The 17,727-nt window shown below is 44.1% G+C and carries 20 protein-coding genes; 6 read left to right on the top strand and 14 right to left on the bottom strand.

Going from position 1 to position 17,727, the window contains the following annotated elements; all coding sequences use genetic code 11:
• Positions 1 to 41 precede the first annotated feature (41 nt).
• The 4 genes from fusA to FTV25_RS06990 all read right to left on the bottom strand — a co-directional run bounded on the left by fusA (position 42) and on the right by FTV25_RS06990 (position 4,992).
• A complete protein-coding gene (gene fusA / locus FTV25_RS07005) occupies positions 42 to 2,177 on the bottom strand; it encodes an elongation factor G (RefSeq protein ID WP_159123545.1) in 2,136 nt (711 codons plus the stop codon).
• A 131-nt stretch (positions 2,178 to 2,308) separates the two neighbouring features.
• Entirely contained in the window at positions 2,309 to 2,779 is a 471-nt protein-coding gene (gene rpsG, locus FTV25_RS07000; protein WP_004783282.1) for a 30S ribosomal protein S7, read from the bottom strand.
• Between the two features lie 180 nt (positions 2,780 to 2,959).
• Positions 2,960 to 3,334, bottom strand: a complete 375-nt coding sequence (gene rpsL, locus FTV25_RS06995; RefSeq protein WP_004783283.1) for a 30S ribosomal protein S12 — start codon at positions 3,332 to 3,334, stop codon at positions 2,960 to 2,962.
• A gap of 155 nt (positions 3,335 to 3,489) precedes the next feature.
• On the bottom strand, positions 3,490 to 4,992 hold the full coding sequence (locus tag FTV25_RS06990; protein WP_180002412.1) for an EcsC family protein: 1,503 nt from the start codon (positions 4,990 to 4,992) through the stop codon (positions 3,490 to 3,492).
• A 275-nt stretch (positions 4,993 to 5,267) separates the two neighbouring features.
• On the opposite strand from FTV25_RS06990, the gene FTV25_RS06985 reads away from it, so the two are divergent.
• Entirely contained in the window at positions 5,268 to 6,497 is a 1,230-nt protein-coding gene (locus tag FTV25_RS06985) for a beta-ketoacyl synthase N-terminal-like domain-containing protein (protein ID WP_005234293.1), read from the top strand.
• A gap of 23 nt (positions 6,498 to 6,520) precedes the next feature.
• Positions 6,521 to 6,973 (top strand): CopD family protein, encoded by a 453-nt coding sequence (locus FTV25_RS06980; RefSeq protein ID WP_179992879.1) that lies wholly within the window; start codon positions 6,521 to 6,523, stop codon positions 6,971 to 6,973.
• Between the two features lie 54 nt (positions 6,974 to 7,027).
• Here the strand turns inward: FTV25_RS06980 and FTV25_RS06975 are convergent, their stop codons facing one another.
• The 4 genes from FTV25_RS06975 to FTV25_RS06960 form a co-directional block, all read right to left on the bottom strand.
• Positions 7,028 to 8,467: an amino acid permease gene (locus FTV25_RS06975; protein WP_180002411.1), complete on the bottom strand. Its 1,440-nt coding sequence runs from the start codon at positions 8,465 to 8,467 to the stop codon at positions 7,028 to 7,030.
• Positions 8,468 to 8,619: 152 nt separating this feature from the next.
• Entirely contained in the window at positions 8,620 to 8,982 is a 363-nt protein-coding gene (locus tag FTV25_RS06970) for a RidA family protein (protein WP_034701622.1), read from the bottom strand.
• A gap of 38 nt (positions 8,983 to 9,020) precedes the next feature.
• The gene (alr, locus tag FTV25_RS06965; RefSeq protein ID WP_180002410.1) at positions 9,021 to 10,133 is read right to left on the bottom strand and encodes an alanine racemase; all 1,113 of its coding nucleotides are present in this window, start codon (positions 10,131 to 10,133) and stop codon (positions 9,021 to 9,023) included.
• A 35-nt stretch (positions 10,134 to 10,168) separates the two neighbouring features.
• The gene (locus FTV25_RS06960; RefSeq protein ID WP_180002409.1) at positions 10,169 to 11,428 is read right to left on the bottom strand and encodes a D-amino acid dehydrogenase; all 1,260 of its coding nucleotides are present in this window, start codon (positions 11,426 to 11,428) and stop codon (positions 10,169 to 10,171) included.
• A gap of 140 nt (positions 11,429 to 11,568) precedes the next feature.
• Here FTV25_RS06960 and FTV25_RS06955 point away from each other — a divergent pair, with 140 nt between their 5' ends.
• Complete coding sequence (locus tag FTV25_RS06955; protein ID WP_180002408.1) at positions 11,569 to 12,036, top strand: Lrp/AsnC ligand binding domain-containing protein; 468 nt, start codon at positions 11,569 to 11,571, stop codon at positions 12,034 to 12,036.
• A gap of 124 nt (positions 12,037 to 12,160) precedes the next feature.
• Here the strand turns inward: FTV25_RS06955 and lysM are convergent, their stop codons facing one another.
• The 6 genes from lysM to FTV25_RS06925 form a co-directional block, all read right to left on the bottom strand.
• Positions 12,161 to 12,670 (bottom strand): peptidoglycan-binding protein LysM, encoded by a 510-nt coding sequence (lysM, locus tag FTV25_RS06950; protein ID WP_034701613.1) that lies wholly within the window; start codon positions 12,668 to 12,670, stop codon positions 12,161 to 12,163.
• A gap of 182 nt (positions 12,671 to 12,852) precedes the next feature.
• Positions 12,853 to 13,089 carry an acyl carrier protein gene (gene acpP / locus FTV25_RS06945; RefSeq protein WP_004783299.1) on the bottom strand — a complete coding sequence of 79 codons (237 nt, stop codon included), beginning with the start codon at positions 13,087 to 13,089 and terminating at the stop codon, positions 12,853 to 12,855.
• An 86-nt stretch (positions 13,090 to 13,175) separates the two neighbouring features.
• The gene (gene fabG, locus FTV25_RS06940; RefSeq protein WP_180002407.1) at positions 13,176 to 13,910 is read right to left on the bottom strand and encodes a 3-oxoacyl-ACP reductase FabG; all 735 of its coding nucleotides are present in this window, start codon (positions 13,908 to 13,910) and stop codon (positions 13,176 to 13,178) included.
• A complete protein-coding gene (gene fabD, locus FTV25_RS06935; protein WP_180002406.1) occupies positions 13,907 to 14,893 on the bottom strand; it encodes an ACP S-malonyltransferase in 987 nt (328 codons plus the stop codon). The genes fabG and fabD overlap by 4 nt, the downstream gene beginning before the upstream one ends.
• 245 nt (positions 14,894 to 15,138) lie before the next feature.
• Entirely contained in the window at positions 15,139 to 15,321 is a 183-nt protein-coding gene (rpmF, locus tag FTV25_RS06930) for a 50S ribosomal protein L32 (RefSeq protein ID WP_004783304.1), read from the bottom strand.
• 77 nt (positions 15,322 to 15,398) lie between these two features.
• Complete coding sequence (locus tag FTV25_RS06925; protein WP_004783305.1) at positions 15,399 to 15,956, bottom strand: DUF177 domain-containing protein; 558 nt, start codon at positions 15,954 to 15,956, stop codon at positions 15,399 to 15,401.
• 99 nt (positions 15,957 to 16,055) lie between these two features.
• Between FTV25_RS06925 and FTV25_RS06920 the strand changes: the two genes are divergently transcribed.
• The 3 genes from FTV25_RS06920 to FTV25_RS06910 all read left to right on the top strand — a co-directional run bounded on the left by FTV25_RS06920 (position 16,056) and on the right by FTV25_RS06910 (position 17,620).
• Entirely contained in the window at positions 16,056 to 16,718 is a 663-nt protein-coding gene (locus FTV25_RS06920) for an elongation factor P hydroxylase (RefSeq protein WP_180002405.1), read from the top strand.
• Between the two features lie 84 nt (positions 16,719 to 16,802).
• A complete protein-coding gene (locus tag FTV25_RS06915; RefSeq protein WP_004783309.1) occupies positions 16,803 to 17,420 on the top strand; it encodes an L-threonylcarbamoyladenylate synthase in 618 nt (205 codons plus the stop codon).
• Positions 17,421 to 17,458: 38 nt separating this feature from the next.
• Positions 17,459 to 17,620, top strand: coding sequence for a hypothetical protein (locus FTV25_RS06910; RefSeq protein WP_180002404.1), 162 nt, complete (start codon positions 17,459 to 17,461; stop codon positions 17,618 to 17,620).
• The last annotated feature ends 107 nt before the right edge of the window (positions 17,621 to 17,727 follow it).

The raw sequence follows: 17,727 nt of genomic DNA, 5'->3' as shown, positions 1-17,727 counted from the left end.
TTTAACTATAAATTTAGTTAGGCAATATAGTAATCGAAAGATTACTCGTCGTCACCTTTTTTGCCGCCAGCTTGGAACTTAGCAATGATGCCTTCAGCCACGTTACGTGGAGTTTCAGCATATTTAGCAAATTCCATAGAGTAAGTCGCACGACCTTGAGACATAGAACGCATGTGAGTTGCGTAACCAAACATCTCAGAAAGTGGAACTTCAGCACGGATTGCTTTAGTACCGCCAGGAAGATCGTCCATACCTTGAACCATACCACGACGACGGTTTAAGTCACCCATGATATCGCCCATGTAGTCTTCTGGAGTTTCTACTTCAACTTTCATGATTGGTTCAAGAAGAACAGGATCTGCTTTCATGAAACCGTCACGGAAGGCATAAGAACCCGCCATTTTGAACGATAATTCGTCAGAGTCGACATCATGGTAAGAACCGTCGAACAATGTCGCTTTGATGCCAACTACTGGGTAACCAGCAAGGACACCATTCTTCATACGTTCTTGGATACCTTTGTCAACCGCACCGAAGAATTCTTTCGGTACTACACCGCCGACAACTTCTTCAGCGAACTCGTAGTCTTTACCAGATTCAGGGTCCATTGGCTCAAGACGTACGTATACGTGACCAAATTTACCTTTACCACCTGTTTGACGAACGAATTTACCTTCTTGTTCAACAGATTTTTTGATCGTTTCACGGTAAGCAACCATTGGTTTACCAATGTTTGCTTCAACGTTGAACTCACGTTTCATACGGTCAACGATGATGTCAAGGTGAAGCTCACCCATACCAGCAATAATTGTTTGACCAGATTCTTCGTCAGTACGTACGCGGAACGATGGATCTTCTTTCGCCAAACGACCTAAAGCAACTGACATTTTTTCTTGGTCAGCTTTAGTTTTAGGCTCAACTGCAAGTGCAATTACTGGCTCTGGGAATTCCATACGCTCTAGTGTAATTACGTGGTTTTCATCACATAATGTATCACCAGTCGTTGTATCTTTAAGACCTACACATGCCGCGATGTCGCCCGCACGAATTTCTTCGATGTCGTGACGGTCATTTGCGTGCATCTGTACGATACGGCCGATACGCTCACGTTTCATTTTCACTGGGTTATAAACCGGGCTACCCGCTTTAAGAACACCAGAGTAAACACGTACGAACGTTAAGTTACCAACGAATTTGTCGTTCATGATTTTGAACGCTAACGCAGCAAACGGTGCATCATCAGACGCTTCACGAGAACCTTCAGTTTCGTCTTTGTCGTCTAAGATACCTTTGATTGCTTCAACGTCAGTCGGCGCTGGAAGGAATTCAATTACTGCGTCCAACATACGTTGAACACCTTTGTTTTTGAACGCCGAACCACACATCATCGGTTGAATTTCGTTTGCAAGCGTACGCGTACGTAAACCAGCTACGATTTCTTCTTTCGTCAAATCACCTTCTTCAAGGTATTTGTCCATAAGCTCTTCAGATGCTTCCGCAGCTGCTTCAACCATGTTTGTACGCCATTCATTAGCAGTATCAACTAGGTCAGCTGGGATGTCGCCATATTCGAACTTCATACCTTGAGATGCTTCATCCCAGATAATCGCTTTCATTTCGATAAGGTCAACAACACCTTGGAAGTTTTCTTCAGCACCGATTGGAACAACGATTGGCACTGGGTTAGCACCCAAGCGAGTTTTCATTTGTTCAACCGCACGGAAGAAGTTCGCACCAGTACGGTCCATTTTGTTAACGAACGCAATACGTGGAACTTTATATTTGTTCGCTTGACGCCATACAGTTTCAGACTGAGGTTGTACACCACCTACAGCACAGTAAACCATACACGCACCGTCAAGAACACGCATAGAACGCTCAACTTCGATTGTGAAGTCAACGTGTCCTGGGGTGTCAATAACGTTAATACGGTGTTGTTCGAACTGGTTGCCCATACCTTTCCAGAAGCATGTTACAGCTGCTGAAGTAATGGTAATACCACGTTCTTGCTCTTGTTCCATCCAGTCCGTAGTTGCCGAACCTTCGTGAGTTTCACCTAGTTTGTGGCTCTCACCTGTGTAGAACAAAATACGTTCAGAAGTCGTTGTTTTACCAGCGTCAATGTGCGCTGAGATACCAATGTTACGGTAACGAGAAATTGGGGTTTGACGAGCCATGATTTCTTGCATTCCTAAATTTTGTTGTTTAAAACAGGACGCTTTAAGCTGCTGGGCAGCTTAAAGCGATTCGATGACAAAACAGCGAAAACTGGCTCATCATCCTCCTGAATAGGGGCTGTTTTAACCGCTTAGAAGCGATAGTGAGAGAAGGCTTTGTTGGCTTCAGCCATACGGTGCACATCTTCACGTTTTTTAACCGCTGCGCCTTTACCTTCAGCTGCATCAAGCAACTCGCCAGCAAGACGTAAAGCCATAGTTTTTTCAGAACGCTTAGCAGCAGCATCTACTAACCAACGCATAGCCAAGGCAGTACGACGGGATGGGCGCACTTCCATAGGTACCTGGTATGTAGCACCACCAACACGGCGTGCTTTTACTTCGACCATAGGACGAACTTTTTCAAGAGTAGTCTCGAAAAATTCAACTGGATCTACTTTAGATTTTTCTTGAACGCGGTCTAAAGCACCGTAAACGATACTTTCAGCAATAGATTTTTTACCATCTTGCATTACGTGGTTCATGAATTTAGCGATTGTTTGGCTGCTGAACTTAGGATCCGGAAGGATTTCACGAGCAGCGACTACGCGACGTCTTGGCATTTTAAAACTACCTATAAATATGACACTTCAGGTTAATCCAGCAGTAGCACAAAGTGTCGTGTGCATTCGCTGGCCTTACTACACGTCGCTTGAATTTTCACAAAATTAAATGCAGAAATCAGACAAGCGAGACGATAAAGGATTGCAGTTCTAGAGAACTAAGAGCTTAATCTCGAAAGATTATTTCTTAGGACGTTTAGTACCGTATTTAGAACGAGCTTGGTTACGATCTTTAACACCAGCACAGTCTAAAGAACCACGAACGGTATGGTAACGTACACCTGGTAAGTCTTTAACACGACCACCACGGATAAGAACAACACTGTGCTCTTGCAGGTTATGGCCTTCACCACCGATGTAGCTAGAAACTTCGAAACCTGAAGTTAAGCGAACACGGCAAACTTTACGCATTGCTGAGTTAGGTTTTTTAGGTGTAGTTGTGTAAACACGTGTACAAACACCACGGCGCTGTGGACAAGCCTTCAACGCAGGAACTTTAGATTTTTCAACTAAAGTCGTACGACCCTTACGGATCAACTGATTTGTTGTTGCCATGTGGCAATTCTCCCGTTAATAAAAAGCCCCAAAAAAATACTACTTTTTGAGGGCATGCAATTGTATGTCAAGATGCAAAATCGGTCAATATGCCGGAGTCAGGCAAAACACGATCGCATCTCGACTTTAAGCGTTTATTTTATGGTGAAAATCATTCATTTTTTCGATTTCGTGGCAGCATTTTTTGTAACATCTTCCGTAGTTTCCTCAGCTTGCGTTTGTTTGTCTGCAGTCTCGGAGTTTTCTGGATTGTTTGTATCCGTCTCTTCTTCAGCGGCTGCCTGTAACATTTCTGTGTCATTTTCCTGCAAGCCGAGCTCTTCTTCCAGGGCTGCATCTGCATCAAAAGAATCTTTTGGAATAGCCGGTTTTTGTTCCTGTCTAGCGTCGGCATGTTCAACCAGTTTATCGGTCAATTCATCCAGACCTTCACTGACCTTTTCATCTTTTTTCACTTCAGCTTCTTCCGGGCTCAAGCTTTCCTGCTCTTTCTTAACCAGTTTGACTTGCTTGATGGTTTGATTGCCTTCAATTGGGATTTCTTTATCCAGAATTGGCTTATCTTTATCAGCGGCTGAATGATCAAGATTTTCCATCAGCTTCGGGGTCGCCTGCTGGAGCAGGTCAACGGCTTTTTCATAGGCAGCATATGGCGACAAACCTAGATCCTGATGCTGCTGCAAATACTGACGAGCATGCGAGAATACTTCTTGAGCTTTCTGGTTCACATCATTCACAAAGCGATGGCTATAGACTGCACCAATCCCTGCACTTGCCAATGGAGTCAGTTTGGTTAGCTGCTCTAATAAAGACAGTTTCGGAAAATGGTTCATCCATTCCCACTTCATGCTGCCATCCTGATTACTGAGCCATTTTTTCAGTGTTTCTACATCATTGCTTGACCCGAGCATAGTCTGTAGCTGGGACAGATCATGTGTCTTTAAAGTACTGCTCAGCGCTTTAAGCCCCATTAAGAGCGCCTGCTTTTCTGCAATCAGACTGAGATCAATCTGTCTAAAGATATGCTGTACGATTTCCTGATCGTCTTCCTTGCTCAGATCAAAACCATAAGAACGTCCTACTTGATAGATGGTACGCAGTGCCATCAATAAAGAAGCTGGAATATCAATCGCGGTTCCCAATACGCCAGTGACGCCACTTACAGCACCTTGTACTGTCGCCATCCATTTATTTTGTTCGGCAAACGCCTGAGAAATGCGTTGTGAACGCGTAGTATCCTGAGTCAGTTCTTCTAGATCCTTCGCCCCTGCTTCATTCAGAATGGCATCAACCGAACTCATCTGGTTACTGAATTGATTCAGGTGATTATAAAAGTAGTCAGATACTTTGTCGGCCAGCTGGGGAGAAACAAAATGCGCGACATTATTCACGGTATTAAAACGACGGCCCAGCAGCTGACGGGAAACATTGGGAAGATGTTCGCGTAGCATGTCTTTAGGATTTTCATATTTTTTTGAAGCAAAAGGGCTTTTGACTTTTGCCGAGCCATCAACAGCATGATCGGTATTGAAGGTTTTAGTCACAGAATCTGGTGCAACATGATTTAACAATTCCAAACCTGTTGAACTGAACTTTTTCGCCACTCCAAAGGCATTCGAAATCAGACCATTAGATTGTTTATTATTAGCATTTACCATTTTTTACCTCAGCATGCACGTGCTTGTATTTGGTATAAATACTAGGTGTAGTCAGCATTTATCTCAACCTTATTCTGTTTCATTTAGTAAAAGCTCTACACAGTACTTTATAAACTCAACCTACTGTCACACGGCATAACATTTGCCATAAGATTTCAAAAATCTTTCTGCTATGATGTTCTGCATTGTGAAATAGGGGTCAGCGCTATATTTTGCAGTCTTATCAACGCCAAATATCTCCCGCTGCCCCAGAGATAAACTATAAGGATCTGTAGATGAAACGTGTTGTCATCACTGGTATGGGTATTAACTCGTGCATTGGTAATACATTAGAGGATGTGAATCACTCTTTACAAAACGGGATTTCAGGAACACGTTTTAATCCGACTTATGCTGAACTGAATTTCAAGAGTCATGTTAGCGCTGCTGCTGAACAGGATTTTGATGGTATTGACCGTAAGCTGAAACGCTTTATGGGCGTGTGCGCGATGTATGCCTATAATGCTGCTGTGGCTGCTGTTGAGCATGCGGGTTTAAAGCAGGAAGATCTGGCGAATAATCCACGTTATGGTATTGCGGGTGGTTCAGGTGGCAACTCGACAGCTTCTGTAGTAGAAATGACAAAATTGCTGGAAGAAAAAGGCGCACGCAAAGTTGGTCCATTCTTCGTACCACGTAACATGTCGAATACCATTACAGCAAACGTCGGTGTGGCATTCAAATTACAAGGGATTGCCCACTCGATTACCAGCGCCTGCGCAACTTCTGCCGATGCCATTGGTTATGCTTATAACCTGATTCAATTAGGCAAACAGGATCTAATGCTTGCCGGTGGTGGCGAAGAAGATCACTGGTCTCAAAGCCTGCTGTTTGATGCGATGGGTGCACTGTGCTCTAAATACAACGACACACCTGAAACAGCTTCTCGTCCATATTCAGCAGACCGTGACGGTTTCGTGATTGCTGGTGGTGGCGGTTTTGTGGTGCTTGAGTCACTGGAACATGCTCAGGCACGTGGCGCGAATATTCTGGCTGAGGTTGTGGCTTATGCAGCTAACTCTGATGGTGCTGACATGGTTGCTCCATCTGGCGAAGGTGCAACACGTTGTATCCTGATGGCTCTAGAAGAAGCCAAACAGCATGGTGTAGATAAAATTGACTATGTGAATACACATGGTACTTCTACCCCAGCAGGTGATGTTACTGAACTTAAAGCTATGGCACGTGCCTTCGGTGAAGGTCAGGTTCCTCCACTCAGCTCGACTAAATCTATGACAGGTCACAGCCTGGGTGCTGCAGGTGTACAGGAAGCGATCTACTCTATCCTGATGATGCAAAATGACTTTATTGCACCAAACATCAATGTGACTGAACTGGATGAAGGCGCAAAACCATTTGATATCGTACTTGAAAAACGTGACGCAAAATTGAATACTGTGATGAGTAACAGTTTCGGTTTCGGCGGCGTAAATGCTTGTCTCGTTTTCAAAAAATGGGAAGGCTAAGCCGCCCATTTTAGGGTGACTTGATGGATGCTCCTTCTGATGCTTTCTTGTGGGTAAAAGCATTACATATTATTGCTGTGGTTTGCTGGTTTGCTGCATTGTTTTATCTGCCACGGCTTTATGTCTACCATGCCATGAGCGAAGATGTCGTAAGTCATCAACGCTTTGAAATTATGGAACGCAAGCTGTATCGCGGGATTATGTGGCCAGCTATGGTCGCCACGCTGATCACAGCACACTTTCTGGTCGATTGGGGTGATGCAACGCGTCATTACCATGAAGCCTTATGGTTCTATCTGAAAGTCGGCTTGGTTGGCTTGCTGGTCATTTACCATTTGGTATGTGGTTATTATCGTAAGAAACTGATGGGAAATGCCCATTACAAGTCACACAAGTTCTGGCGCTTCTTTAATGAAATGCCAACGCTGATTTTATTTGCTGTGGTGATTTTAGTGGTGGTAAAACCTACTTTCTAAAATTCCCTAAAATAAAAAATCCCCGATTGATCGGGGATTTTTTATGTCTGCACTTTATTCTCCGGAGAGAATTTGCTGACATTTACGAAGACGTGGTTTATACAAAGTATGATAGGTAGCGAACAAAATCACCAACCACAGCGGACTAATCATCAGTGCTTTCATGGTATCTGCTTCCAGACTTAAAATAACTAAGGCAAAGAACAAGAAGATCAGCACCAGATAGGACATCCAGATTCCGCCCGGCATTTTGAAGGTCGAAGTGGCATGTTTTTCAGGTTGCTGTTTACGGTAACGGATATAACACACCATAATCAGCCCCCAGATACTGATAAACAGAATCACACAGAGTGAGCTGGCCAGCGTAAAGGCTTCCATCGTGTTCGGCACAAAATACTGGAAAGCTGCACCCGCCATAATAAAGGCACAAGAAAATAACAGACCTTTAGCCGGAACTGCACGACTTGAAAGCTCAGCCAAAGCCTGGGGTGCCTGACCATCACGTGCCAGACCAAACAGCATCCGGCTGGTAGAGAACACGCCACTGTTCATGGAAGACATTACAGAAGACAGCACCACCAGATTCATGATAATGGCTGATACGGGAATACCCGCATGCAAGAAAAGAGTCACAAAAGGACTTTGATCAGCAGGAATTTCTACCCACGGCGTTACAGACATAATCACCAGCAGAGACAATACATAGAACAAGATGATCCGTGTAGGAATCGCATTCACTGCTTTAGGCAAGTTCTTTTCCGGATCCTTGGTTTCAGCCGCCATCGTACCCAGCAACTCTACCCCTACAAAAGCAAACATCGCAATCTGAAAACCAGCCAGAAAGCCCATTGTGCCCTTAGGGAACATACCATCATAGGCCCAGACATTGGTCAGGCTGGCAGCCGATCCACTTGGTGCCTGGAAGTCGCTGAAGATCATATATCCGCCAATCACAATCAGGCCCAGAATCGCCAGAATTTTAATCAGGGCGAACCAAAACTCGATTTCACCAAACAGCTTCACGGTCAGCAGGTTAATTCCCAGTACCAGCAATACACAGCCCGCACTGATCATGGCCTGTCCCATGGGTGTAAAAGCCATATCGGGTGGCAGCCAGAAATTCAGATAATTGATAATTGCCGCTAAGTCGGCAATACCGACCAGAATCCAGCCCAGCCAGTACGACCAGCCAATATAATAGCCAGCCCCCGGACCAATCAGGTCATGCGCCATATCAATGAAGGATTTATAGTGCAAATTGGATAACAGGATTTCCCCTAATGCACGCATCAGGAAAAAGAACATGGCTCCAATAATCATGTAGATAAACAAGATTGAAGGCCCTGCCAGTGCAATCGTTTTACCAGAACCCATAAACAGGCCTGTACCAATGGCACCACCAATGGCAATTAACTGCAAATGGCGGTTAGAGAGCTTACGTTGTAATTCATGGGGAGATGATGATGCATCATCTTTAGAAGAGGCTGTATTCATATTCGGTTCCTTTTTCACATCAAGCCTTCGCTTATCTGATCGGATTTCTTCCTGAAATCCTGATTGCAGATGCAGTTTCATTTAATGGATTAAATGATCAGGCCTGATATGCTTACAAAATCAAGTTGGGAGATATAAAAATCTGAAGCAACTTAAGGGAGTGCTGCAATCACTGCAATTTCAATTAACCAGGCGGGATTTACCAGATCCGCCTGAATGGTTGCGCGTGCTGGTGTGCCACATCCCTCGAGCCATTCAATCCAGAGTGCATTGACGGTTTGAAAGTCTTCCAGGTTTTTAACAAAGAGCTGTGCAGATAACAGACGGCTTTTGTCTGTACCTGCCAGTTTAAGGAGTTGATCAATCTTCATGAGCACTTCCCGCGTTTGACCACGAATATCCAGACTGCTGCTGTCTGGCACCTGCCCTGATAAATACACCGTTTTATTGTGAATGGTGACAGCACTCATGACCTGATTGCTGTTCAAACGCTGAATATCTGCATGTTCCGTCATAATTTTATCCTCTCTTATTTCTAATATTTGTTTAATCTTTAGCTTTCAATCTGCACGGGCACACGTTGAGTAATGGCACACATCAGCTCATAGCCAACCGTACCCGAACCCGCGGCCACTTCATCAATCGGCAATACTGTGCCGTGTATGGATTGTCCCCACAGCACAACTTCGCTACCAATCTGCGCATCAGGTACAGAACCTAGATCAACCGCCAGCATATCCATACTGACGCGACCGACCGTTTGGGTTCGAATCCCATCTACCAAAACTGGTGTTCCAGTTTGTGTGATTCGCTGATAACCATCCGCATAACCACAGGCCACAATTCCAATCTGCATATCTTGCTCAACTATAAAAGTAGAGCCATAACCAATGCTGTCTCCTGCCCGAACCTGCTGAATCGCGATCAGTTCGCTACGCAGACTCATGGTCGGCTTTAAGTTCCAGTGATCAATCGTATGGGCGGGATAGTCAGGTGAGCTGCCGTAAAGCATGATGCCGCTACGTACAATGTCTGACTGTATATGCTGATGATGACGCAGAATGGCAGCACTATTACTGAGTGAAGTTTTGCCCGGCAGATTTTGAATGGTTTCGGTAAAGACCAGCTGTTGATGTTCAATACCTTCCTGTCCAAGGCGCATGCCATCCGCATCGGAAAAATGTGTCATATGACTGATGGAGCATACTTGCTTAATATTTTTTAATTCCTGAAAAGCGACACGATACTGCTCAGGTAAAAAACCCAGTCGGTTCATTCCGCTATTCATTTTTAAAAAGACATCAAACTGTACGTCTGGTTGTAAGTCGACAAAGGTTTTTAACCATTCCAGTTGATGCTGGGCATGAATTGCAAAACTTATCCCGTACTTGGCGCAGTCGAATAAATCTTCAAGGCCAAAAATGCCTTCCAGTAACAATAAGGGTTTGTCACAGCCTAAGGCACGCAAACGCTTTCCTTCAGTAAGATCCAGAAAGGCAAAACCATCAGCACTTTTTAATGCGGGATAAACCCGCTCAATACCGTGCCCATAGGCATCAGCTTTAACCACTGCAAAGACCTGGCTTTGAGGTGCGCAGGAACGTGCAACTTGCAGGTTATGTTGCAATGCCTGTTGATGAATCACCGCGTGTATTGGACGTGGCATAAATTTCTTCCCTGAAACTGATAATCCTTAAAAGCTTAAGCAACCTGCTGATAACGATTCAGCGACAAGCCTTCAGTACTAATCTCAGGTGCTTGACCCAGTACCAGATCACTGATCAGCTTTCCTGAACCACAGGCCATGGTCCAACCTAGGGTACCGTGTCCAGTATTTAGGAACAGGTTATTAAAGCGTGTTGGTCCAATGATTGGCGTACTATCCGGGGTCATTGGACGTAAGCCGGTCCAGAAACTGGCCTGCGCCATATCGCCGCCCGGGAACAGGTCACGAGTGACCATTTCCAAGGTTGCGCGACGATCTTCATTCAGACCCAAATTAAAGCCTATCAGCTCTGCCATACCACCGACACGGATGCGCTGATCAAAACGAGTCAATGCAATCTTGTAAGTTTCATCCAGCACAGTCGATTGTGGTGCATGAGTCTGATCCACAATTGGAATGGTCAATGAATAACCTTTGACTGGATACACCGGCAGATCCAGGTGTAACGGCTTCAGAAAATCACGGGAATAGCTGCCGAAAGCCAGCACATATCTATCTGCGGTCAACACCTGACCATTAACCAGTACACCTTTGATGTGGTCGCCTTCAAATAGCAGTTTTTCAACATGCTGGTTAAACTTGAATTGTACGCCCATGCCTTTGGCGTAATTGGCCAGCGCATTGGTGAACAGGTAGCAGTCTCCAGTTTCATCATTTGGCAGATGCAAACCACCTACCAGTTTATCTTTAGCTTCTGCCAGTGCCGGTTCAACTTTAGCTAGCTGCTCACGATCCAGCAACTCAAAATCCACGCCGGTTTCTTTCAGCACTTCGATATCACGTTGCACTGCATCGAGCTGTGCTTCCTTACGGAAAATCTGCAAGGTTCCTTTAGAACGGTTTTCATAAGAGATGCCGATATCACGACGTAGATTACGTAAACAGTCACGGCTATATTCAGCGACCCGCACCATACGTTCTTTATTCACTGCATAATGCTGAGCATTACAGTTTTTCAGCATTTGGGCCATCCACTGTAACTGCCACAGACTACCATCGACATTAATCGCCAATGGTGCATGATGCTGAAACATCCACTTCACTGCTTTAAATGGAATGCCTGGTGCTGCCCACGGTGTCGAATAACCAGGAGAAATCTGGCCTGCATTACCAAAACTGGTTTCTTCAGCCGGACCTGCCTGACGGTCAAGGACAGTCACTTCTGCTCCCTGCTGCGCAAGATAGTAGGCACTTGTTACACCAATGACACCACCACCTAATACAATTACGCGCATGACATTACCCTCAATGACATTTATAGTTTATTTCACCAGTATATTTTTGGATCAATAGTGAATTTCACTGTTTTAAACTGATATATTCAGCAAATTCACTAGATTTTTCGCGTCATTTTTAAAAATTAAGGGAATAATAGATGCGCAAATTAGACCGCATTGATCGCATGATTTTAGATATCCTGCAGCGCGATGGACGCATTGCAATCAGTGAACTCGCTTCCCAGGTCAACCTCTCTACCACGCCTTGTTCCGAGCGGGTGAAGCGGCTAGAACGCGATGGAATCATCATGGGTTACCATGCCCGGCTCAATCCGGAAAAGCTGGAAAAGAACCTGTTAGTGTTTCTGGAAATCAAACTTTCTGCCAAATCGGGCGATGTATTTGAACAGGTCGCGCGTGACTTAAGTGAAATTCCTGAAGTGCTGGAATGTCATCTGATCTCGGGAGATTTTGATTACCTGGTGAAAGCCCGCCTAAAGGAAATGAGTGCTTACCGGCGTCTGCTTGGGGATTTATTAAAAAAGCTCCCCTCTTCTGCTTCCTCACATAGTTATGTGGTGATGGAAGAAGTAAAGGAAAGTTCATATCTGGATGTAGGAATCTAATTCTGACCCGAGTTCAAGTGGTAGACACAACAAAACCCCATAAGGGGCTTTGTTGTGAACCGTTTATCTGAATCAGATAAGTTTAAAATAAAATTTTATTATTTATATTGATGATTATTTAAAACTAGGCAGGAATACGTAGTACCTGACCTGGGAAAATATCATCTGCATTTTTCAATAAAGGGCGATTCGCCTCGAAAATCTTGTTGTACTGATTGGCATCACCATAAAACTCTTTCGAAATTTTAGACAAAGTATCACCCGATTTAACCGTATAGAACTTACTTTCAGGTTCCGGATTCGCCACAGTCAGCTGGTCATCCACTTTAGCGACATGATCAACATTTCCTACCGCTAAAATAATCTTTTCACGATCCGCCTGACTTTGTACCTGTCCGCGTACGGTTGCCAGATCTGAGGTTGAGTTATAGCTGATCGACAATCCTGTAATTGGCAGTCCTAGGCTTTTGACATGCCCTAACAACTTATTTGCTATTTCCTGTGCAGAAGGTTCAGCCGGTGCTGCCTTAGGTGCAGCTGCAGGCGCTTGCTGAGTTGCTGCAGGTGTTTGTTGTGGCTCCGCAGCTGCAGTGTTCTTTTTACCAATGCCTTTTACAAAATCAAAAAGACCCATAGTGGACTCCATTCTTGTTATTCATCAGATCATTCTTATTTGTATAAGGAAAGCAGCAGATACAAAGTTAGTCATTGGTAAGCAAAAGGTTATCGATTGTAAAATCACCCTATATCTATTCTACAGGCACAAAAAAACCACCTTGCGGTGGTCTTTAGGTTCAGCAAAGCTGAAAATCAGTATTAACCAAGTTTTTTAGTAACATAGTCAATAGCAGATTGAACAGTTGTGATTTCGTTAGAATCTTCATCAGGAATAGTGATGTCGAAGTCATTTTCGAAAGACATAACAAGTTCAACTAGGTCTAGAGAGTCAGCACCTAAGTCATCCATGAAAGATGCTTCGTTTTTAATCTCTTCGACTTTAATACCAAGTTGTTCTGCAACCGCTTGTTTAACGCGTTGTTCGATATCGCTCACAGGAATTCTCCTCATTGCTTGTGGCGTTTTTAATGCCGTTAGTTTAATTGAATCTATAAAATTTGGAAAGTTAATACATGTGCCGTTTAGCTCATGTATAAACCACCATTAACGTGAATGACTGTACCTGTAATGTAACTGGCTTTGTCCGATGCCAGGAAACTTACGGCATTCGCGATATCTTGTGGATCACCTAAACGGTTTAAAGCCACTTGATCACTCATTTTCTTGCGAATTTCTTCACTTAACTGTTCAGTCATTTCAGTCGCGATAAAGCCTGGTGCAACAGCATTGACAGTAATCTGACGACTACCCATTTCTTTAGCCAGACTGCGACCAAATGCCTCAATACCTGCTTTTGCTGCAGAGTAGTTTGCCTGACCTGGGTTAGCAAAATGCGCCACCACAGAACTGATATTAATGATACGGCCGAAACGTGCCTTAGTCATACCTTTCAGCACACGTTTAGATAAACGATAAACAGCTTTCAGATGAATGTTTAAAATATCATCCCAGTCGTCTTCCGACATACGCAATAACAGATTGTCTTTGGTAATACCGGCATTATTCACCAGTACCATCACAGGACCATAGTTTTGCTCAATATCGCTGACCAGTGCATCAATCGCAGCACCATCACGTACATCTAAAACTTTACCGGCACCATGTTCAGCAAATTGTACGTTAAGTTTCTCTGCACCCGCTTCAGAAGTTGCAGTACCTACGATAAAATAACCGTCTTGAATTAATTGTTGTGCAATTGCAGCACCAATGCCGCGGCTTGCACCTGTCACCAAGGCAACTTTACGTTCCTGTGTCATGCAATTTTCCCTTCTGCCACCAATACGGTGTTCAACGCATCTTCCAGACGAGATTGAGTATCTAATGGAAGTGCTTTTTCGATATTCGGTAAACGTTTTGCCATATTGGCCAGTACATTACCTGGGCCACATTCTACAATGTACTCAACGCCTTCATCTTGAAGGAATTGTAGTGTTTTAGTCCATTGTACTGACTCATACAGCTGCTCAGTCAAAGCCTGACGAAGCTCACTCACGTCCGCAGCTGCTTTTGCGCCTACATTTTGTAATACAGGTATGTGTGGCATCTCAATGGCAGTTTGTTCCAAAGCTGTTGCGAACTGCTCAGCGGCAGGTTTCATCAGTGAACAATGTGAAGGAACTGAAACTGGCAGTGCAATCGCTTTACCGCCATTTTCTTTCGCCAGTGCCATTACGGCTTCTACACGTTCTTTATTACCAGCAACTACGACTTGCCCCTGAGCATTATAGTTGGCTGCTTCAACTGAACCTTCGCCTGCTGCTGTTGCTTGTGCACAAAGCTCGATCACTTTGGCATCATCCAGACCCAGAATCGCTGCCATTGCACCTACGCCTTGAGGTACAGCAGTTTGCATCAACTTACCACGCAGGTTCACCAGCTTGACTGCATCACCCAGACTTAAAGCACCCGCTGCAACTAACGCGCTGTATTCACCGAGTGAATGGCCCGCCATATATTTTGGTGCTACCCCACCCAGCTCTAACCATACACGCCATAATGCGATGGATGCTGTTAATAGTACCGGTTGAGTAAATTCGGTTTGATCCAGACCTTCACCCGTCTGTGCAATCTGCCACAGATCAAAACCCACCGCTTCAGATGCTTCAGCAAATGTATCGCGGATACCACTAAACTGTTCTGCAAGTTCAGCGAGCATGCCGACTTTTTGTGAACCCTGACCTGGGAACACAAATGCAGTTTTAGTTGCTTGAGCTGCTTGTTCGAGTTGTTTAGCAGACATAAATAAAATCCTTTCATTCAAGAGGTGCGAATCTTTTCTTAGACCTAAAATTGGCCGATCAGATCACCTTACCCATTGTGGAGCGCAATTTAACACGTAATTTTGGCTTGGGTAATTGCCAAATACAACAAAAACCGCGACTTCACATGATGGCCGCAAAACCTGAACATAAAATCAGGCATAAAAAAAGGGAGCTTAACGCTCCCATTTTTTCTACTAAGCTTTAACGCTTAATACATCATCAATTATTCAGCAGATGCTTTAGCGAATAATTGACGACCACGGTAGATACCATCTTTAGATACGTGGTGACGACGATGAGTTTCACCAGTAGTTTGGTCTACAGTTAATGCATTCTCAGTTAAAGCGTCATGTGAACGGCGCATGTCACGGCGAGAGCGACTTTTACGGTTTTGCTGAACGGCCATGATGGCTCCTTACAAATATCGAAAAAATGGATCAGAACAAATTCGATTGTCTTATACGCATGAGTATAACACAAAAATTAGTTAAGTTTACCCTTCAAAGCTGCCAAAACTTCAAACGGATTATCCCGTTTTTCTTCAACAACTTCTTCTGCGGCAGGTTGATGCTTATGCTCACAAACGTCATGCTTAGGAGACAGCGGCATCAACAATAACAATTCATCTTCTATCAGTGCGAGTAAGTCAGCGGTGGCAGGTGCATCATATGAACCCTTCGTCGTTGCTTCACTTTCACCTAAGACGATGAAATCAGCATCCTCATCCAAGCGCTCTATCAGTGACTCATCATCCACAAGAGCTAGATGAAAATCTGAAACGAGTTCGATTTCAACGGTCTCCAGACAACGCTGGCATTCCATTGGAACTTTCGTTTCAACATGACCATCCAACCATGCAATGCGATGATAGGCATCCATTGATAGCTTACAGTCTATGTTAATCAATTGATCATCAATTGATCCAACAGCTTCACGAGCAATACGAACAAAGCGGGATAAAGGCAGTTGACCTGACCATTTAAAGCCCTGTTCAGCCCATTTAAACGGCTCAATCTGTGCCGGAAAGGTATTTGCTGACATAATTAAGGCGGCAATTCTACAAATTCATCAGAACTCTGTCAAAGATTAAGATACAATTTTGTACTTATTTTTAGACAGACCAATTGGGTAATTTCAGTCATGCATCTGTTGCAGCCGCAAACAGAAGTGAATGTTTCATCACTCGTTAGCACACTTTCAACCTCCGATTCTGACAGCTCACTACAGCAAGTGCAACGCTTACCGTGGGCGAATTTATCCTCAGAAGCGGAACAGGTTGATTGGCTCATCTTACACTTTAATCACTGGTTTTCCCACCTAAATGTCACTTTAGTCCGTGGTGAGTTTGAACCGGAGTATTTCCCGGCAACAAAAGATAGCCCTGCCCGGATCCAGTTTGCGCATGGCTTCTTTAATAGTGCCCTGCATGAAATCAGTCACTGGACGATTGCCGGTGATAAGCGCCGTCTGCTACCAGATCTAGGTTATTGGTATGCGCCAGATGGTCGCACCAAGGAACAGCAAGCATTATTTGAGCAGGTCGAAATCAAGCCACAAGCGATTGAATGGATGTTTTCCAAAGCATTTGGCCGTAAGTTCCGTGTGTCCCTGGACAATTTAACCGGCGATGGTGGCGATGGCTCCAGCTTTAAAGATAATGTTTATGCTCAGGTACAACGCTATTTTAGTGGTGAAGCCAAACTGCCATGTGATGCCAAACGTTTCATTGATTGTATCTGTGTCTGCACCCGTGCGGGCAAAAGTTTACAATCTGATGAATTTCAACGTGAAATGCTTGATTAAATTACACAAATCTACCTGTTTGTCATTGTTACTTTATACAAAGGCATTTCATAATAAGTTTAAGGCAGGTTGGGAGGAATATTTATGCTGCATTTACGTGTACACCCGGATAATCCGCAAGCTCGTCTGATCAGTCAGGCAGTAGAACGTATTCGTGCCGGTGATGTTGTGGTTTATCCGACCGATGCAGCCTATGCGATTGGCTGCCAGATCGGGAATAAACATGCGATGGAGCGAATCGCACAGATTCGTGGTCTAGGACCTAAGCACCAATATGCCATTATCTGCTGTGACTTATCCGATCTTGCGACTTATGCCAAAGTCGACAATGCCGTCTATCGTTTGCTGAAAAATAATACACCTGCTGTGACCACGTTTATTCTTCCGGCAACCAGCGAAGTGCCTAAACGTTTAATGCATCCAAAGAAAAAAACCATTGGTTTGCGTATCCCTACCAATCCTGTGTGTCAGATGCTGCTTCAAGAGCTGGGCGAACCGCTGCTCACTTCAACGCTCATCCTGCCAGACCAGACGGATCCTTTAGATGATCCTTATGACATTGAAATGCAGCTTGGTAAGCGTATTGATGTGTTTATCGACAGTGGACTAGGCACATTAAGTACGACTTCTATTGTGGATTTATCAGGAGATCAGCCTGAAGTGATTCGTCGTGGTGTTGGTGATGTCAGTGCTTTTGAATAAATAAAGCTGCTTCTAATGAAGTCTCAGAAGAAAATAAAATGGATTTGTTTTATATCCTCCTGAACCTGAATGAATTTCCTGCCGATCATCTGATCTATGCTGAATTGCCTTGGACACTGGAATCCAAGGCAATATCTATCGATAAAAATTCCAAGCCAGAATTAAATCTGAATATCAACAATATTAGATCTCTTTCATAAATCAAAAAACGATCTTCTTTTTGGTTAATATTTGCACTCCGGATTTCTTAGCATTCGTGCATAATCTGCGGATGAAATACATCGATTCAAACAAGCTTTCTGATCCT

The organism is Acinetobacter sp. YH12249, from assembly GCF_013417475.1.
In the GTDB taxonomy this organism is placed as follows: domain Bacteria; phylum Pseudomonadota; class Gammaproteobacteria; order Pseudomonadales; family Moraxellaceae; genus Acinetobacter.
Note: the sequence above shows the minus strand (reverse complement) of the source record. Positions and strands in the feature narration are given on the sequence as shown.

Bases quoted from the DNA above. Each gene is read 5' to 3' on its own strand.
- fusA (WP_159123545.1), bottom strand. From the start codon at position 2,177: ATGGCTCGTCAAACCCCAATTTCTCGTTACCGTAACATTGGTATCTCA.
- rpsG (WP_004783282.1), bottom strand. From the start codon at position 2,779: ATGCCAAGACGTCGCGTAGTCGCTGCTCGTGAAATCCTTCCGGATCCT.
- rpsL (WP_004783283.1), bottom strand. From the start codon at position 3,334: ATGGCAACAACAAATCAGTTGATCCGTAAGGGTCGTACGACTTTAGTT.
- FTV25_RS06990 (WP_180002412.1), bottom strand. From the start codon at position 4,992: ATGGTAAATGCTAATAATAAACAATCTAATGGTCTGATTTCGAATGCC.
- FTV25_RS06985 (WP_005234293.1), top strand. From the start codon at position 5,268: ATGAAACGTGTTGTCATCACTGGTATGGGTATTAACTCGTGCATTGGT.
- FTV25_RS06980 (WP_179992879.1), top strand. From the start codon at position 6,521: ATGGATGCTCCTTCTGATGCTTTCTTGTGGGTAAAAGCATTACATATT.
- FTV25_RS06975 (WP_180002411.1), bottom strand. From the start codon at position 8,467: ATGAATACAGCCTCTTCTAAAGATGATGCATCATCATCTCCCCATGAA.
- FTV25_RS06970 (WP_034701622.1), bottom strand. From the start codon at position 8,982: ATGACGGAACATGCAGATATTCAGCGTTTGAACAGCAATCAGGTCATG.
- alr (WP_180002410.1), bottom strand. From the start codon at position 10,133: ATGCCACGTCCAATACACGCGGTGATTCATCAACAGGCATTGCAACAT.
- FTV25_RS06960 (WP_180002409.1), bottom strand. From the start codon at position 11,428: ATGCGCGTAATTGTATTAGGTGGTGGTGTCATTGGTGTAACAAGTGCC.
- FTV25_RS06955 (WP_180002408.1), top strand. From the start codon at position 11,569: ATGCGCAAATTAGACCGCATTGATCGCATGATTTTAGATATCCTGCAG.
- lysM (WP_034701613.1), bottom strand. From the start codon at position 12,670: ATGGGTCTTTTTGATTTTGTAAAAGGCATTGGTAAAAAGAACACTGCA.
- fabG (WP_180002407.1), bottom strand. From the start codon at position 13,910: ATGACACAGGAACGTAAAGTTGCCTTGGTGACAGGTGCAAGCCGCGGC.
- fabD (WP_180002406.1), bottom strand. From the start codon at position 14,893: ATGTCTGCTAAACAACTCGAACAAGCAGCTCAAGCAACTAAAACTGCA.
- rpmF (WP_004783304.1), bottom strand. From the start codon at position 15,321: ATGGCCGTTCAGCAAAACCGTAAAAGTCGCTCTCGCCGTGACATGCGC.
- FTV25_RS06925 (WP_004783305.1), bottom strand. From the start codon at position 15,956: ATGTCAGCAAATACCTTTCCGGCACAGATTGAGCCGTTTAAATGGGCT.
- FTV25_RS06920 (WP_180002405.1), top strand. From the start codon at position 16,056: ATGCATCTGTTGCAGCCGCAAACAGAAGTGAATGTTTCATCACTCGTT.
- FTV25_RS06915 (WP_004783309.1), top strand. From the start codon at position 16,803: ATGCTGCATTTACGTGTACACCCGGATAATCCGCAAGCTCGTCTGATC.
- FTV25_RS06910 (WP_180002404.1), top strand. From the start codon at position 17,459: ATGGATTTGTTTTATATCCTCCTGAACCTGAATGAATTTCCTGCCGAT.